Consider the following 16448-nt stretch of genomic DNA (forward strand, 5'->3'; position numbering starts at 1 on the left):
TTTTACTCATAAAATTATCCCGCTCCTTCAAGTTAGGTATAGTATAGCGGGTTTTTTCCATAGAAAAAACCCCGAAAGGGGTACTTTTTTAAAGTGTCCGCTTTTCGGGGTTCAGTTCAATAATTCTATTCCTGTGCTTTTTCTTTATCCAGTTTTTTAACCAATAGATTTATAAACTTTCATAGTTTATTGGAGTCTGTAGTTGATTGGAGTGGAGGGTGGCGACTTCTAAGGGAATAGAGGGCAAAGAGGGAAAGAGAAAGTTCACTCTTTCCTTATCAACCGAAAGCCCCGCAGAAAGAGCCGTCACGAAGAACGCCCTTTTGCGACCGAAAAGCGAAGCGTTTGGGAGCACGGTTTTGGTGACGAGGAGACCCCGGTGATGCCCGTGGAAAGCGCCGCCCGCAACGGAAATCAATGGTCTCCAGGACGTTTTTTATTCCGAATAAAACAAGCCGTGCTTTTTTAGGTTGTCCAAGCATAAGCTTATTGTATGAAATCAGAAAGGGAGTGCGACATGTATGGTTCAATAACGAAATACATGGGGACAGCTTATACAGGTCTAGGAATCTCACATAAATACGATGAACTCATCGCATCGGCAGACGAAACGGTATTTTTGAAATGCCCGCCAACCACCGCATTATCAACAATCTTAAACAACACAGGCATGCACTTTGTAAAACGTGGTTTTGATATCGACAAATTTATGAATCCGGCACAACCAGATATTACCGACGCAGTTTTCGTCAAGGAACCCAATCTGCTATTCATTCAAGCATCGCATCCAGTAGCACTTGAACCTTCAGATATCGGAGGACGCCACCGAGTCATCAGTTTTTACGATATGTACGACGAAAAAAAGTTGCGCGAACAAAATGGATACATTGTTGAAAATCTAGCTTTAGCAGAAACGGCCTTGGATAAATCGCTTGGTGCATTGGCCGAAGCGAAAACGATTCACGATCAATGGGAAGCGCTTAATATTAAACGTATGAAGTGGCATGAACACGAACATCTGATTAAATCATTAAAAGAAGAGTTATTTGGGACAATCCGTCTAAACAAACAATCGACAATTTCACATCGGCTCATCGGATCTTTAACATCCGCCGGCGCTTGCGATTTTGTCCCCTCGATTACTAGCCAAGTAAAACGACGGATGCTGATTAAAGGGCTTCCTGGAACAGGAAAGTCGACTTTGATGAGAGCGCTTGGAAAAGAGGCCGAGTCAAGAGGATTCGATGTCATTTATGGTTGGTGCGGCTTGGATCCTGCAGGTATCGACCTCGTCTTATTTCCGGAGTTGTCCATTTGTTTTCTAGATGCGACAAAACCGCATGAATACGACCCTGAACTAAAAGGCGATGAAATTGTCGATTTAATATCGATGTGCGAGGAAAACGAAGAAATCGAAGAAGAAATCCTGCCAATTAGCATCGCTTACCGAGAAAAAATTCTAGATGCAACAGGTTATATGCAAGCCTATGCGCAAGCTGAAAAAGCCGTCAAAATAACGATGGATTCGGCAATTAAAGACATCATCTTTCAAGATAAATCCCAAAAGCTTATAGCCCCGCACTGACAGGCTGAAGGACTGTATGGTACTATGAAGGCATATACAGTCTGAAAGGAAGAGTGCCTTGTCTAAAATTTTAGATGCATTTTTAACAGAAAACTTAGAAGAGCTTAAAGAAGCAGGGTTATACAATGAAATCGATCCTGTTGAAGGACCAAATGGTGCAATCATCAAAATTGATGGAAAAGAGTTAATCAATCTATCCTCGAATAACTACCTTGGGCTTTCGACAGACGAAGACTTGAAAAAGCTTGCGAAAGAAGCTATCGATAGATACGGCGTGGGTGCGGGAGCTGTTCGTTCTATTAACGGAACCCTCGATATCCATATCGAACTTGAAAAGAAACTTGCTGAATTTAAAGGAACTGAAGCGGCAATTTCTTATCAATCAGGATTTAACTGTAATATGGCGGCAATTTCAGCAGTCATGAATAAAAAGGACGCCATTTTATCCGACGAATTAAACCACGCTTCAATCATTGACGGATGCCGTTTGTCCGGCGCGAAAATTATTCGCGTAAATCACCAAGACATGGACGATCTTCGTGCGAAAGCGAAGGAAGCAACTGAATCCGGTTTATATGAAAAAGTGATGTACATTACGGACGGCGTATTCTCCATGGACGGCAATATCGCGAACCTTCCTGGAATCGTGGAAATTGCTAAAGAATTTGACCTCATCACATATGTTGACGATGCGCATGGATCAGGCGTAACGGGTAAAGGAAAAGGAACGGTCAAACATTTCGGTCTTGAAAAAGAGATCGACATGCAAATGGGAACGCTATCGAAAGCGGTCGGAGTTGTCGGCGGATATGTCGCCGGTAAACAGAACCTGATAGATTGGTTGAAAGTTCGCTCGCGTCCATTCCTATTCTCGACAGCTGTAACTCCAGCCGACGTTGCAGCAACAATCGGTGCATTGCAGCAAATTATTGATTCAACAGAACTTCACGATAAACTATGGGAAAACGGAGACTACTTAAAAGCAGGTCTCAAAAAGCTTGGCTTCGATATCGGCGCATCCGAAACGCCGATTACGCCATGTATTATCGGAGAAGAAAAGCTCTCACAACAATTTTCCAGACGTTTAATGGAAGAAGGCGTTTACGCCAAGTCAATCGTCTTCCCAACAGTGGCAAGAGGAAAAGGCCGCGTTCGAAACATGCCAACTGCAGCGCATACGAAAGAAATGCTAGACCAAGCACTTGCGATTTATGAAAAAGTTGGAAAAGAACTAAACATAATTTAATGGAACGAAATAAACCCTAGACAGCGGTAATTGTCTAGGGTTTTTCTATTTCTACTGCAGCGTATCTTTTCCCAATCGCCGCATGGTATGGAAGAGCACAAATCGTTGTATCCCGAGCGCGCTCTCAATCGATTTATTCGCTTCAATTTTAAAAGCTCCCAAATCCCTGCGCTTCTTTGCATCAGCAGCTTTTAATGAATGAATCATCCACGGAGTCCGCACTTTTTCAGAGAACTCGATGGCATCCATGAATTTTCCTTTCAAAATATAGGCATAAGCTTTGAAATAGTAGCGGTGGTCATCACTTTTTATTTTCTCGGCATGACGTAATAACGCCTGGGAATTATTCTGATGAATGGCGAGATTGGCCCCGTAAATATCATGCATATCTTCTTCGGTATATGTATTCATGATTCGTTTTAAAGCAACCTCGACATCTTGATCCGTGCCAGTCGCCAATGCATAGGAATAACCGAAAATTGGTCGCTTATGGTTATTATTGATGTAACGGCCGATTGCTTTGATCGATTTGGATTTGTAAATAATATGCGCCGGCCAAAAAGCTGTGAATACAAGATAGGAAACAATAATCAACGCAATGATAATCAACTTCGGAACGCCATACGATGTTAGGATGAAAGAAAGCAGGGCAACGACGGTAATGATGATGATAAACCGAAACACTTTCGAAAAGATAGATGGTTTTTTGTGCAAATCTCCACACCTCGAGTTTTCTTTTAGTATAACAGAACAAACAATTAAATATTGTTGTCTTTTCTGTGTGAACATTTTATAATGAAGGAAAGTTATTGTATGCATGTTTAATTAAATGAATATTTAGAGTGTCCTTTCTAAAAATACAAATGACCGCCAATGAAAGGGGTATGAATTTGAAGAAAATAATTGTCACCGGAGCCCTCGGACAAATAGGTTCCGAGCTGATTACTAAGCTTCAATCTGAATACGGTGTGAATAATGTGTTAGCTACCGACATTCGTCATCCAAATTCGGATGCAGCTGTCAAAGGCCCATTTGAAATCCTAGATGTCACGGATGCCAAAAAAATGCACGCACTTGCAAATGATTTCGGGGCAGACACCATGATGCATATGGCCGCGCTCTTATCAGCAAAGGCAGAAGAAAATCCGATGCTCGCATGGAATTTAAATATGGGGGGACTCATGAATGCGCTTGAAGTCTCCCGCGAATTAAAACTGCAGTTTTTCACACCGAGCTCGATCGGCGCATTCGGTCCGACAACTCCGAAAAAAGAAACCCCGCAAGAAACTTTACAACGTCCAACAACAATGTACGGGGTAAACAAAGTAGCGGGCGAGTTACTCTGTGATTATTATTTCAATAAATATGGTCTCGATACTCGAGGTGTCAGATTCCCGGGACTAATTTCGAATGTAGCCAAGCCGGGCGGGGGAACGACAGATTACGCGGTCGATATTTATTATAAAGCGCTTGAAGAAGGAAAATATACATCGTATATCGCAGAAGGGACGTATATGGATATGATGTACATGCCCGACGCGCTTCAAGCAATTGTTGATTTACTGGAAGCCGACCCTTCCAAACTTGTTCACCGCAACGCATTTAATGTCACAGCGATGAGCTTCGAACCATCAGAAATCGCGGCATCCATTAAAAAACAACTACCAGATTTCGAAATATCGTATGAAGTAGATCCAATCCGCCAAGCAATTGCCGACAGCTGGCCAGACGCCATCGACCCATCCGCCGCAATCAAAGAATGGGGCTTCAAAGCAGAATATAACCTCGATAAAATGACAATAGATATGCTAGAGAAATTAAGAATAAAGCTAAATAAATAACAAGCAAAACCGTGAGTATATGAACAAATAACTCACGGTTTTTTCTTGTTATTAAAGGGGAAACGACCAAAGTAGGTGCTGAAACGACTAAAGAGGTTGACGATGCGACTAAAGTGAATGTTGAAACGACTAAAGCAGATTCTCAAACGACTAAAGAGAGCGAAACGACCAAAGCGGAAGTCGAATCGACTAAAGTGAATCAGCAAACGACCAAAGCCACCCCCCGCATCACACCTGATCAATCAACCGATGACTCGCGAACCTTCCCGAACTTTATAGAATGCAGATTCATCAACACCAAACTAACAATCATCAACGGCAAACCGATAGCAATCCCGATATGAAGCGGTTCATCTAAGAACATAACGCCCAGCGCAATCGAGACAAATGGAACGATAAACGTCACCATGACCGCAAGGATTGGTCCACTTATCGAAACAATCACGTAAAAAATTACATAGCCGAGTCCCGAGCTTAAACTTCCAAGCACCAAAAGTGGTAGGAAAACAGAAGGGGACCCAAGTTGTAGAAATGCTGTCGGTTCAATCAGCAAACTAATCGGTCCATTAATCACAACAGCAATCGCAAGCGTCCAAAAACATAATTGGAGTGCAGGAATATGAGAATAGTATTTGTTCACATAAATCGAATTAAGTGCGTAACACGAAGTAGTCCCGAACATCAATAACGCATGGAACAATGAGAATTGAGCGCCGATCGCCTGTCCGGAAAAAGCAAGTAACGAAACAACTGCAATAAACCCGATAATCAAACTGAATACTTGGTTTCGCAGCGGTTTGACTTTAAGTAAGAAAACAGAAAACACGACAGCCAATAATGGAGTCGTCGCATTCAAAATACCGCTTAAGCCCGAATCGATACCTTGAAGCGCAAACCCCATAAAGTTCCATGGAATCGCGCCAGCCAAGGCGACTACAAGTAAAAACTTGGGCGTTACTTTTTTTAAGTCGATCCGATTTTTCGATCGCAATAAAAAAGGGAGTAACGCCACGATTCCAAATAAACAACGTAGAAAAACAATTGTCGTCGGTTCAAAATAATCGAGAAGCTCCTTTGTCCATAAAAAAGAAGATCCCCATAATACACTAAGAAATAATAAATATAGCACTGGCTTCATCAATCGTTCACCTATCATTCATTTGAAATTTCACTATTATATCAAAAGCGTTGTTACTCATCGTAGCATGGAAAATAACGAAATGCCGAAATAGCGGCCTAAAAATAAAAAAAGACCTCGCCATTCATCATGCGAGGTCATCATCAACCACCAACTCAAAACAACAAATGCGCAACACCCGCAACAATCGGCAGGGCAATAAGCGTACGCAATAAGAAAATCAGTACTAGATCCAAGAAGTTAACAGGTATTTTTGACCCTAACAGCAATCCGCCAACTTCCGCCATGAAAATAAGTTGTGTAACCGAAATTGTCGCAACAACGAACAACGTCAATTCAGAAGTAATCATGCCTTCTGCTAAAATTACTGGCAAGAACATGTCCGTAAATCCGACAACCATTAGTTGCGCGGCTTCTGCAGCTTCAGGTATGCCGAGTACTGATAAGATTGGCTCGAACGGTTTACCGAGTATAGCAAACACCGATGTATACTCCGCTAAAATTAGCGCGACCGTACCGAAAGCCATAACAACAGGAATTACACCAATCCACATATCAAGAACGTTTTTAAATCCATCCGCAAACGTCTTGCCAAATGAACGATTTGTATCCGCCTTTGCCAACGCATTTTCCAATCCGTGAGAAAGAGAATTATAACCCTCAGGCAACTTTTCTTCATCGCCAGTAAACGGTCGGCCATCGATATACTCTTCGGCCTTGCCGCCAAGCGGGTAAATCCGCGGCATAATGAATGCTAAAATGAGACCAGTTAACACGACAGTTCCATAGTACGGCAAGAAATAAGAACTTAGCCCGACGTAATCAATAATAACAATAGAAAATGTAATGGATACAACCGAAAATGTCGTTCCAATAATCGCCGCTTCTTTTTTCGTATAATAACCCTCTTCATATTGCTTCGCAGTCAATAAAACACCAATCGTTCCATCCCCAATCCACGAAGTTAGCGCATCAATGGAAGAACGGCCCGGCAGTTTGAATAGAGGACGCATCACTTTCACCATCATTGTCCCGAAAAACTCAAGCAATCCGAAATTGAGAAGAAGAGGCAATAGCAATCCTGCAAACAAGAAAATTGTAAACAGGAATGTGACAAGACCGTCCTCGCTCAGAAGAAGTCCGCCCGTATTTTCATTCCAAATCGCCTCAGGGCCTACTTGTAAAACAACCAGTAAAGCAAATACTGCACCGATAATTCTCGTAATCACCCAAAAAATCGACACACTAAACAAATTTGTAGTGAATGATGTATCTTCTGCATCTTTACCTTTAATCAAATAAAGTACAGAACCTAGCGCCGCAATAATAAGAATAACGGTTGCGGTCCAAGGCATAATCGGTGCGATAAACCCGGAAAGAATATCAGCCAACGTCGCAATCGGCACTTTCCAATCCCCAGTAAGTTTTACCGGTATCATAAATAATAAAATTCCAAGAATAGATGGAATAAGGAATAATAACCATGTTGATAATGTATATTTCTTCATTTCAAATATCGCCCCTAATAGTAGTCTCTAAGTTGTATATTAATACAATATAACTGCTTTATATGCATAAGTAAAGAGTAAAAATCATGTAAGCGGTTGCATTTTAATTCTAACAGAACGAGAGAGAAAATGTGACGTTTAAATGTAAAATTGACTATTCCTGAAATTGGTTAATTTTAAATGCATCATCAGTTATGAGGAATCACGGAAACATTGGCCAAAGCCGCAACGACATCGGGCTTTAGAGTGAATACCATTGCACCTGGGTTCATCGCCACAGAAACGACGGCAGATTAATCAATAAAAACCGTAAAAGCGTATCACAGCGCTCTTACGGTTTTTTCGTAGCGATTATTCAAAGTCCTTATCCCATTTATATGAGAAGAAACGTTCGTAGCGAACCCATTTCATTCGTTCTGGATCTTTCGCGGCAAGCTTTTCATCAAGTTCTTTCATCATCCATACAGTTTGAGACTCATGTGCGCGCAACGCAGCAAGTTTTTGCTCAATCGTATCCTGGATGTCATGAATTATATCGGGCGTACCTAAATCTTCTTCTGTATTATTTGCGAATGCAACCGCATAAAGCTTTGGACGGTTTGTTTCATCCATCCGGCGAATTGCTCGAACAACTGCACGTGCAGTCGCTTCATGATCTGGATGAACGGAATAGCCAGGGTAAAACGAAATGACGAGTGATGGATTCGATTCCTGAATTAGATCTTCAACAAGTTTGACCATTTTTTCATCATCTTCAAACTCTAACGTTTTATCTCGAAACCCCATCAGTCTTAAATCATCAAGTCCCATCGCTTCACATGCTTTTTCTAATTCAGCTTTACGAATTTGCGGCAATGTTTCGCGAGTAGCAAACTGCGGATTCCCGAGGTTACGACCCATTTCTCCTAAAGTAAGACATGCGTACGTAACTGGAACCCCCATTTTACGGTACGCCGCTATCGTGCCGGAAATTCCGAACGCTTCATCATCTGGATGCGGAAGGACAATAAGGACGTGGCGTTCTTTTTTTATCATGAATTTGTTCCTCCTTAATATGTGAACGGTGTTTCACTTATATGCAAGGCTACCGAAAGTTTCCCTTCATGATCAAGCCCCGCGAGTAACAGTCGATCGTGTTCGTCAACTGTGTAATGTGTAATTCCTTGTGCATAAATCCAACCGGAAGGAAGTTTTAAACCGACCCGGTGCGGAGAATCCCCAACAATCTTTCCGAGTTCGAATTTAATAACGACATTGCGAATAAATGCCCCGGCATTTAAAAAACCTTCCTTGAAATGGCTTGCATACGACCCATTTGTCGTTTCCAAATGGATGTAAACGTCTTTATTTGCGAAGGATGTGAGTAACTCCTGTACGTGTTCTTGGTTCACAATTTCCATAATATATCCTCCTAAACGAAAATCACAACTCTCCATAGTATATAGATAAAATCTCAGGATGATAAAGAAAACGACCTCGGAATCTCCGGGTCGTCGCTTGTATTTATGATATTAAACTTCTGTCGTCTTTATCGATGGTCCGCCGAATTTATTCTTAGCTCCGTGATAGACAGGTCCAACGTATTCGTTAAGCTGCCAACCATTCGCGATTGCAGCTGAAACGAATTTCTTTGCTTCAGTGACTGCTTCTTTAATATCAAACCCGTTTGCAAGATTTGCCGTAATGGAAGCAGCAAGCGTGCAACCGGCTCCGTGGTTATAATGATTTTCGCTTTTTTCCGCTTCAAGCAATGTGAAAGTTTCACCGTCAAAAAGTAAATCAGCTGCAGCGTCATGTTTGATGGTCTTTCCGCCTTTAATAAAGACGTTCTGCGCACCAAGTTCGTGAATTTTTCTCGCAACTTCTTTCATATCTTCAATGGTTTTCGGCGTTTTCATACCTGCCAATTGGCCCGCCTCAAATAGATTTGGCGTGACAACAAGTGCATTTGGAAGTAAATGTTCAATCATCGCATCGACAGTTCCAGGGTTTAACACTTCGTCTTCACCTTTACATACCATTACCGGGTCAATCACGACTTTAGAAAGTCCGGCTTCTTTAATCGCGTTACCCGCGGTTTCAATCACTTCTTCAGTACTAAGCATTCCTGTTTTTATGGCATCGATTCCTGTCGAAAGAGCAGTCGCGATTTGCGCTTTTAGTACGTCTACAGGAAGTGAATATACGCTGTGACTCCAATTAGTCGGATCCATTGTGACCACGACAGTCAATGCTGTCATGCCGTATGTTCCATGTTCTTGAAAGGTTTTCAAGTCGGCTTGAATACCCGCGCCGCCTGAAGTATCTGATCCTGCTATAGTCAATATCTTCTTTAATGTCATTTTGAAGTCCCCTTTTATTGGAATGGAATCAACCTTTATTTTATCAAATTAATATCAAACTACAAATTTCGGATATCACCCGCGGTTATTAATTTAAACATCGCGTAACTAAATAAGCCGGAAATAATGATGAAAATGACTGCGATAATCCAATATCCGTAGAACAGTAAAGCTGTAGAAAGTCCGACAAGGGCTATTATTCCGAGTGCAATGAAAGCTAAAAAAACTGTGAATCCGATACTTTTCGCACGTTCAGTAACATGTTCTCCATTTTTCGTCGCTTCGGTAATTTTGATCAATTTATTTCTCATGTTCATATCGGACATATCGAATCCCTCCAAGAATAGTTTAGCACTAAATTCTAGTTGTTGAAACTTCGATTTTGCTATAATGTGAGTAGAATAGATTCAGATGAAAAGGAGGGTTTTTATGTCGAAAAATGAAAGAATAGATGAGATTGAACGGCTCCTGAAAGAATTAAAAGCAAGTGAAGAAGAAACAGCCGTCACAGTAGAAGAAACGGGAAATCATCAATCAGGCTTTTGGAAAGTCGGGAAACTATTCTTTTCTGTCTGGAAGAAATCGTTTTTGATCATAGCCCTTCTAATGCTAACGTTAATCATTGCGTTGCCGTTTGCGACGTTTTATTTCTTGAAAACAGGGAGCACATTCACGGAAGAAAAAGGCGTGTTTTTAGAGCAAATAAAAGACTTGAATGAGCTCGCGACAGCAGAAGCCTATACCAAGGTGATTATTGAACGACAAGACAATACAGTATTCGGCAAAGACATCGGACTGAACCTCCCTGGCACGAAGCGTCAACTTTTAGTCGTCATTCCGGGATCTGTGAAAGCCGGCGTGGATTTATCCGGATTATCGAATGACGATATCGTTTTCAATGAAGTGAAAAAAACGGCCAAATTGACTTTGCCGCACGCAACATTTTTGGGCGGCGCTGAAATATTCTTCGATAACGTCGAGATTTATTCATATGAAGGTTTATTCCGTGAAAAAGCCAATATCGAAGAAGCCTATGAATTGGCCGAAGAAGCCAAAAAGCTAATTCTAGAAGAAACGGCTGGACAAGGTGTTTTGCAAATGGCAGAAAAAACCGCTGAAAAGACATTGCGAGAAATGTTTTTATTCGCGGGCTATGATGTAACGATTGAGTTCAAGGAGTGACAAAGTGAGCATCGAGATTTTCGGGAATGATTGGGACGACGCTTTGCATGTAGAATTTACGAAACCATATTATGCGAAGCTTCGCCAGTTTTTGAATAAAGAATACGCTGATGAGACGATTTATCCACAGCAAGATGATCTATGGACAGCTTTCAAATTAACACCATTTAATGATGTGAAAGCCGTCATTTTAGGACAAGATCCCTATCACGGACCTGGACAAGCGCACGGCTTAAGCTTTTCCGTAAAACCGGGCGTGAAAATACCGCCTAGTTTGCGAAATATGTTTAAAGAACTCGCGGAAGATATAGGATGTCCAATTCCGAAAGATGGCACGCTTACCGGCTGGGCTAAACAGGGTGTTCTTATGATGAATACCGTCTTGACAGTGAGGGAAGGGAAAGCCCATTCCCACAGAAATAAAGGATGGGAATTATTTACCGATGAAGTCATTCGGAAGTTATCAGATAGGGAAAAACCAATCGTATTTATCTTATGGGGGAGGCCCGCGCAGGAAAAGAAAAAGCTGATCGATGTTTCTAAACACGCCATTATCGAATCATTTCACCCGAGCCCATTAAGCGCAAGCCGCGGCTTTTTGGGAAGCAAACCCTATTCAAAAGTAAATGCCGTGTTGAAATCTTGGAATGAAGAGCCGATCAATTGGTGCCAAACAAGCGACATTCTTTAATTCGAACGGAACGCGTGATAAGGTAAAGTGACACTATATATTCGAAAGACAAAGGGATGATAATGTATGATTTCCTACAATCAAGTATTGCTTGAAATGGAGCGCCAACTAGCTGCCGCCAAAAATACTGAAGATGAACGTGAAATGAGGGAAGCCCTCGCTGCGATCAGATCGCTTTGTGAAGTCGCACTCGGGGGAAAACCTAGAAATGATGAAAAGGTGATTCCAAAAATGCTATCATCGCATTCAGTTCAACCACTTACACCAATCCAATCGCTTGAAGCGAAGCCGATGGAGGAAGAAGGAGCAAACGGCGGCTCGATATTCGATTTTTAACAAATAGATAGAAGGTAGGAATAGATATGCCATTTTTCATTATTGCCGGCGCGGTGAACGCGGCAATCGCCGTCATGCTCGGCGCATTCGGTGCGCATGCATTGAAAGAGAAACTATCCGAACATTACTTAGCCATTTGGGAAACTGCCGTTCAGTATCAAATGTTTCACGCCCTCGGCTTGATTGCCATCGGAATATTGATGAGTTCATCATTAATAGGTCCGATTACTCAACTGACATGGGCAGGGTGGCTACTACTTGCCGGAATCATTATTTTCTCGGGCAGTTTATACGTTTTGAGCCTATCGGGCATCGGTGTTCTTGGTGCCATCACGCCAATTGGCGGCGTCGCATTCATTATCGGATGGATTATGCTCATCATCGCAGCGCTAAAATTCTCAAATTAAAAAACTTCCGCTAGCCATAATCAGGCAAGCGGAAGTTTTTTTTCATACTTGACGCGGTTGCATCGTTTGCGGAAAATATTTCACTTCGCCTTCAAACTCTGCAAAATCAAAGTAAATCATCGGGAAAAGGAATTCGTTACCCGTTGCTGTTTCATGGACGATGACGTGATCACGGCCGGCGGCAACTACGTACCCGGTGACATTCCTCACGTTCAAAGCCTCTGCAATTGTATGTTGAAATGAAAAGTGGAAAATCCCTGGATTACCGATATTTAACCGTAAAATGTTTTCGATGTACGATTGTTCCCCCATGGGTAGACCAGTCGGTATTCCGCTTGGAATTGGGGGCGGGACCATCAGCTGTTGCATAGGCTGCACTGGTTGCATCGGCTGTTGCATTTGTTGCATTTGTTGTTGCATGGGCTGCATCTGCTGCATATTCTGGTTCGGCATTCTTGGTTGTTGAAGATTTGGGTTCCAATAATATTGGACCATTCATTCATCCTTTCATTGTATGTTAAAACATGTGGACGCTTTAAATCTATCAAGTTAAACTGTCGGACATACATCTACGAGCGGAGAAAAAAAGCAATGCGACTTGTAACGGCCAGTATTCCATTGACCATACCACTGAGCCGGGCAAGCGCCTGTCGGCATGAAAAACCATAACGAACGGGTAGCGGGATGAAAACGTTCGCCAGCGAGAACTCTTCTGGCAAGTAGTATATCTTGCGGACGCGCACGTTGGTAAAAGTAGCCCTTTGTTGTTGCTTCAAAGCCCCCAGGTCGTTGGAATACCATCTGTTGCAAGGTACGAATATCGGTGAAATCGAGGCAGTCACCAAGCACGCGGTTTACGCCAACGTTTCCGACCATGAGCATGCCAAGCTGGCCATCTCCTTCCGCTTCGGCGCGCATTAACCGGGCTAGTAATTCGACCTCTGCCGTATTGTGAGCAATCACTGCCAAAGAAAAACCTCCTCACGTAAAAGATATGCAAAGGTCGATATAAAGATGACAAAAAGCATGAATCCCTATGGTAAACTATGGGAAAGGGGGATTTCTTATGCACATAGAAAACACCATTCCAGACTTTTTAGCAGTATATGAATCAAACAAAGATTTTAGAATGCCTGATTTGGAGAAGAATATATATGGATACTCCGAAATATTTGATCAATACTTTCCGAATCACTGTCCGAAAACAGAGGAACGTCTTCAGATAATAGCAAAATATCCATCCAAAATCGATGACATCCGTAGAATTTCAGAACAGCTTCCAACGATTATTAAAGACATTGAAGCGCTCGCCCGCAGGAAAGCGTCCGCCCGGAACGGAATCAACGATCCATATAAAAAACGAGTACTCGAATAAAGAACTCAAGTACTCGCCAAAATTATAATTGTTAATTAGTTAAATCTTAAAAAACTCAGTAGTCTTATCGCCATCTAAAATCGTACCAACGAAAAACGATCCGAACTCGGCATAACGCGCGCTCGCTTCATCAAAACGCATTTCATAAATGATTTTCTTGAACTGAAGAACGTCATCTGAGAACAACGTAACGCCCCACTCAAAATCGTCGAAACCGACAGATCCTGAAATGATTTGTTTGATCTTACCAGCATAACTACGACCAATCATACCGTGATCGTACATCAACTTTCTGCGCGTCTCCATATCAAGCATGAACCAGTTGTCGTCGCCGTCGCGCTTTTTATCCATCGGGTAAAAACAGATATACTGGCTGCGTGGCAATTCCGGATATAAACGTCCGCGAACATACGGGTTTTGATACGGATCTTCATCCGACTCGCCTGCAAGATAGTTTGACAACTCAACTACAGAAACATAAGAATACGCCGGGATTGTAAAGTCCGCAATCGCGAGCTTATTGAACTCCGTCTCAAGCTCTTGTAATTCATCCATTGTCGGACGCAAAATCATCAGCATGAAATCCGCTTTTTGCCCAACAACTGTATAGAAAGCATGGCTGCCTGTTTTTTCATCATGTGCTTTTTGGAGCTTGTCCAGATATTGATGAAACTCATCAATTACAGTTTGGCGTTCTTCCTCAGAAATTGTCTTCCAAGACGACCAGTCCATCGTGCGAAGATCGTGTAATGCGTACCATCCATCGAGCGTAACTGCTGCTTCATTCAAAATAATTCAGACTCCTTCATAAAAAATTTTGCTTACTAAGAATAGTTTAGCACAATTGAATAGAAAACTACTTGTCGGGCGGTCTTTGTCATGAATTCGACAAAGTGTGTCACTGTATACCGGCAGTCAAATCGTGTATGCTAGATGTATAAGAAAAGGTTGAAAGGTGGACTATTAATGACTGATTTATTCAGTGAAATTCAAGAAAGTTTAAAAGGGACCCAAAAGACAATTGTATTGCCTGAGGGAACCGACGAACGCATACTTCAAGCGGCAGCACGCTTACAAAGCGAAGAACTTGTGCAGCCGATTTTACTCGGGAACGAAGACGAAGTGAAAAGTGCCGCTTCCGCAGCCGCTATAAATATCGAAAACATCTCAATTATTGACCCCGCTACAGCGCCTTATTTTGACGAACTTGTTGATCAATTCGTCGAACGCAGACAAGGCAAAAACACAATCGAGCAGGCAAGAGAGCTCCTTCTAACAGTAAATTACTTCGGTACTATGCTTGTCTATTCAGGACGCGCGGAAGGGCTAGTTAGCGGAGCTGTGCATTCTACAGCAGACACAGTTCGCCCTGCACTACAAATCATACGCACAAAACCAGGAATATCAAGAACCAGCGGCGCTTTCATCATGATGAAAGGCGAAGAAAGACTCGTCTTTGCAGATTGCGCAATTACAGTCGCACCGAATTCGCAAGAACTAGCAGAAATCGCAGTTGCAAGTGCGAAAACAGCCAGTTCATTCGGGATAAATCCTCGTGTCGCCATGCTGTCATTTTCAACAAAAGGTTCTGCTGTGACAGAAGAAACGACAAAAGTAGCCGATGCTGTCGCGATAGCAAAAGACATTGATCCGGACTTAACGATAGACGGAGAATTCCAGTTCGATGCGGCGTACGTTCCAGAGGTCGCTATCAAAAAAGCGCCCGATTCAATGATTCAAGGCGATGCGAACGTGTTTGTTTTCCCATCACTTGAAGCTGGCAACATCGGGTACAAATTAACAGAAAGACTTGGAGGGTACGAGGCAATCGGACCAGTTTTACAAGGGTTAAACGCGCCAGTCAACGATTTATCTCGTGGTTGTTCCGCTGATGACGTGTACAAGCTAAGCCTATTGACCGCAGCTCAAAGTCTTTAATCAGGAGAATTAATGATGTCATCATATGAATCTTATTTACGCATCCCCGAATGGCGGTTTTTGGATGAATCGATTAGCGCGCAAAAGCGTTCCGCTCTCGAATCATTCGCCGCGGACGATACGCTTTGCCATCTCGTCGGACAACAGATGAGCATCCCTGCGGTTCGAACTTGGGTTCACGATAAAACAATCGTCCTCGGTATTCAAGATCACCGGCTTCCGAACATTTCGGAAGCTACTTCACTATTAGAGAATGCAGGTTATCAATCGATTGTCCGGAATTCTGGCGGTTTAGCAGTCGTCTTGGATGAAGGAGTTTTAAATGTTTCGATGGTCCTTTCCGAGCAAAACACATCGATTGATATTCCGACAGGTTATGAAATCATGCTGGAATTCGTCAAGCTGCTATTTCCAGAAGCGGGCGACCGAATTCAAGCCTATGAAATTGTCGGCTCGTATTGTCCGGGCTCCTATGATTTAAGTATCGAAGGATTAAAATTTGCGGGGATTTCACAACGAAGACTTCGACAAGGAATCGCTGTCCAAGTGTATTTATGTATTGAAGGAAGCGGCGCAAAACGTGCGGAGTTGATACGTGAATTATACGAAGCAGGATTAAACGGTGAAGAAACGAAGTTTGTCTATCCAACGATAAAACCAGAAGTGATGGCATCCCTTTCTGAACTGCTTAATCTCAAACTGACAGTCAGCGATGTAAATGTCCGTGTTCAAATGTTATTGCGCTCACTTGCTGAAAATGTTGTTACAGGCGGATTTCGCGACGACGAAATGGACATGTACGCATTTTATTTGAACCGAGTCGTAGAGCGCAATAAAAAAATGCTCATAAAATAATTAC

General features: G+C 42.4%; 20 protein-coding genes. 10 read left to right on the plus strand and 10 right to left on the minus strand.

Annotated elements, in window-relative coordinates; genetic code table 11:
* Positions 1–517 precede the first annotated feature (517 nt).
* Both G8782_RS11320 and G8782_RS11325 read left to right on the plus strand, forming a co-directional pair.
* On the plus strand, positions 518–1585 hold the full coding sequence (locus G8782_RS11320; RefSeq protein WP_172371243.1) for a hypothetical protein: 1068 nt from the start codon (positions 518–520) through the stop codon (positions 1583–1585).
* Between the two features lie 58 nt (positions 1586–1643).
* The gene (locus G8782_RS11325) at positions 1644–2831 is read left to right on the plus strand and encodes a glycine C-acetyltransferase (protein ID WP_172371245.1); all 1188 of its coding nucleotides are present in this window, start codon (positions 1644–1646) and stop codon (positions 2829–2831) included.
* 51 nt (positions 2832–2882) lie between these two features.
* Here the strand turns inward: G8782_RS11325 and G8782_RS11330 are convergent, their stop codons facing one another.
* The gene (locus tag G8782_RS11330; protein WP_172371247.1) at positions 2883–3545 is read right to left on the minus strand and encodes a hypothetical protein; all 663 of its coding nucleotides are present in this window, start codon (positions 3543–3545) and stop codon (positions 2883–2885) included.
* Between the two features lie 176 nt (positions 3546–3721).
* Here G8782_RS11330 and G8782_RS11335 point away from each other — a divergent pair, with 176 nt between their 5' ends.
* Positions 3722–4672: an L-threonine 3-dehydrogenase gene (locus tag G8782_RS11335; RefSeq protein ID WP_172371249.1), complete on the plus strand. Its 951-nt coding sequence runs from the start codon at positions 3722–3724 to the stop codon at positions 4670–4672.
* A 238-nt stretch (positions 4673–4910) separates the two neighbouring features.
* On the opposite strand, the gene G8782_RS11340 is transcribed toward G8782_RS11335, so the two are convergent.
* The 6 genes from G8782_RS11340 to G8782_RS11365 form a co-directional block, all read right to left on the minus strand.
* Entirely contained in the window at positions 4911–5810 is a 900-nt protein-coding gene (locus G8782_RS11340) for a DMT family transporter (protein WP_172371251.1), read from the minus strand.
* Positions 5811–5965: 155 nt separating this feature from the next.
* The gene (locus G8782_RS11345) at positions 5966–7318 is read right to left on the minus strand and encodes a YjiH family protein (RefSeq protein ID WP_172371253.1); all 1353 of its coding nucleotides are present in this window, start codon (positions 7316–7318) and stop codon (positions 5966–5968) included.
* 351 nt (positions 7319–7669) lie between these two features.
* Positions 7670–8353, minus strand: coding sequence for a bacillithiol biosynthesis deacetylase BshB2 (gene bshB2 / locus G8782_RS11350; RefSeq protein ID WP_172371255.1), 684 nt, complete (start codon positions 8351–8353; stop codon positions 7670–7672).
* 14 nt (positions 8354–8367) lie between these two features.
* Positions 8368–8718: a YojF family protein gene (locus G8782_RS11355; RefSeq protein ID WP_172371257.1), complete on the minus strand. Its 351-nt coding sequence runs from the start codon at positions 8716–8718 to the stop codon at positions 8368–8370.
* Between the two features lie 111 nt (positions 8719–8829).
* On the minus strand, positions 8830–9660 hold the full coding sequence (thiD, locus tag G8782_RS11360) for a bifunctional hydroxymethylpyrimidine kinase/phosphomethylpyrimidine kinase (RefSeq protein WP_172371259.1): 831 nt from the start codon (positions 9658–9660) through the stop codon (positions 8830–8832).
* 59 nt (positions 9661–9719) lie between these two features.
* Positions 9720–9986: a hypothetical protein gene (locus G8782_RS11365; RefSeq protein ID WP_172371261.1), complete on the minus strand. Its 267-nt coding sequence runs from the start codon at positions 9984–9986 to the stop codon at positions 9720–9722.
* Between the two features lie 103 nt (positions 9987–10089).
* Here G8782_RS11365 and G8782_RS11370 point away from each other — a divergent pair, with 103 nt between their 5' ends.
* From G8782_RS11370 to G8782_RS11385, 4 genes are all read left to right on the plus strand, one after another.
* The gene (locus G8782_RS11370; protein WP_172371263.1) at positions 10090–10842 is read left to right on the plus strand and encodes a DUF4230 domain-containing protein; all 753 of its coding nucleotides are present in this window, start codon (positions 10090–10092) and stop codon (positions 10840–10842) included.
* Between the two features lie 4 nt (positions 10843–10846).
* Positions 10847–11533: a uracil-DNA glycosylase gene (locus tag G8782_RS11375; RefSeq protein WP_172371265.1), complete on the plus strand. Its 687-nt coding sequence runs from the start codon at positions 10847–10849 to the stop codon at positions 11531–11533.
* A 66-nt stretch (positions 11534–11599) separates the two neighbouring features.
* Positions 11600–11869 (plus strand): YwdI family protein, encoded by a 270-nt coding sequence (locus G8782_RS11380; RefSeq protein ID WP_172371267.1) that lies wholly within the window; start codon positions 11600–11602, stop codon positions 11867–11869.
* Positions 11870–11895: 26 nt separating this feature from the next.
* Complete coding sequence (locus tag G8782_RS11385) at positions 11896–12276, plus strand: DUF423 domain-containing protein (protein ID WP_172371269.1); 381 nt, start codon at positions 11896–11898, stop codon at positions 12274–12276.
* A gap of 42 nt (positions 12277–12318) precedes the next feature.
* Here G8782_RS11385 and G8782_RS11390 read toward each other — a convergent pair whose 3' ends face one another.
* Both G8782_RS11390 and G8782_RS11395 read right to left on the minus strand, forming a co-directional pair.
* Positions 12319–12771 carry a spore coat protein GerQ gene (locus tag G8782_RS11390; RefSeq protein ID WP_246231652.1) on the minus strand — a complete coding sequence of 151 codons (453 nt, stop codon included), beginning with the start codon at positions 12769–12771 and terminating at the stop codon, positions 12319–12321.
* Positions 12772–12825: 54 nt separating this feature from the next.
* On the minus strand, positions 12826–13194 hold the full coding sequence (locus G8782_RS11395; protein ID WP_281357923.1) for a cell wall hydrolase: 369 nt from the start codon (positions 13192–13194) through the stop codon (positions 12826–12828).
* Positions 13195–13342: 148 nt separating this feature from the next.
* Here G8782_RS11395 and G8782_RS11400 point away from each other — a divergent pair, with 148 nt between their 5' ends.
* Positions 13343–13651, plus strand: coding sequence for a hypothetical protein (locus tag G8782_RS11400; protein ID WP_172371271.1), 309 nt, complete (start codon positions 13343–13345; stop codon positions 13649–13651).
* Positions 13652–13690: 39 nt separating this feature from the next.
* On the opposite strand, the gene hemQ is transcribed toward G8782_RS11400, so the two are convergent.
* Positions 13691–14440 (minus strand): hydrogen peroxide-dependent heme synthase, encoded by a 750-nt coding sequence (gene hemQ / locus G8782_RS11405; protein ID WP_172371272.1) that lies wholly within the window; start codon positions 14438–14440, stop codon positions 13691–13693.
* Positions 14441–14617: 177 nt separating this feature from the next.
* On the opposite strand from hemQ, the gene pta reads away from it, so the two are divergent.
* Positions 14618–15589 carry a phosphate acetyltransferase gene (gene pta, locus G8782_RS11410; RefSeq protein ID WP_172371273.1) on the plus strand — a complete coding sequence of 324 codons (972 nt, stop codon included), beginning with the start codon at positions 14618–14620 and terminating at the stop codon, positions 15587–15589.
* A gap of 15 nt (positions 15590–15604) precedes the next feature.
* On the plus strand, positions 15605–16444 hold the full coding sequence (gene lipL, locus G8782_RS11415) for an octanoyl-[GcvH]:protein N-octanoyltransferase (protein ID WP_172371274.1): 840 nt from the start codon (positions 15605–15607) through the stop codon (positions 16442–16444).
* Positions 16445–16448 lie beyond the last annotated feature (4 nt).

Origin of the sequence: Sporosarcina jiandibaonis (assembly GCF_013184495.1) — a bacterium.
GTDB classification, from domain to species: domain Bacteria; phylum Bacillota; class Bacilli; order Bacillales_A; family Planococcaceae; genus Sporosarcina; species Sporosarcina jiandibaonis.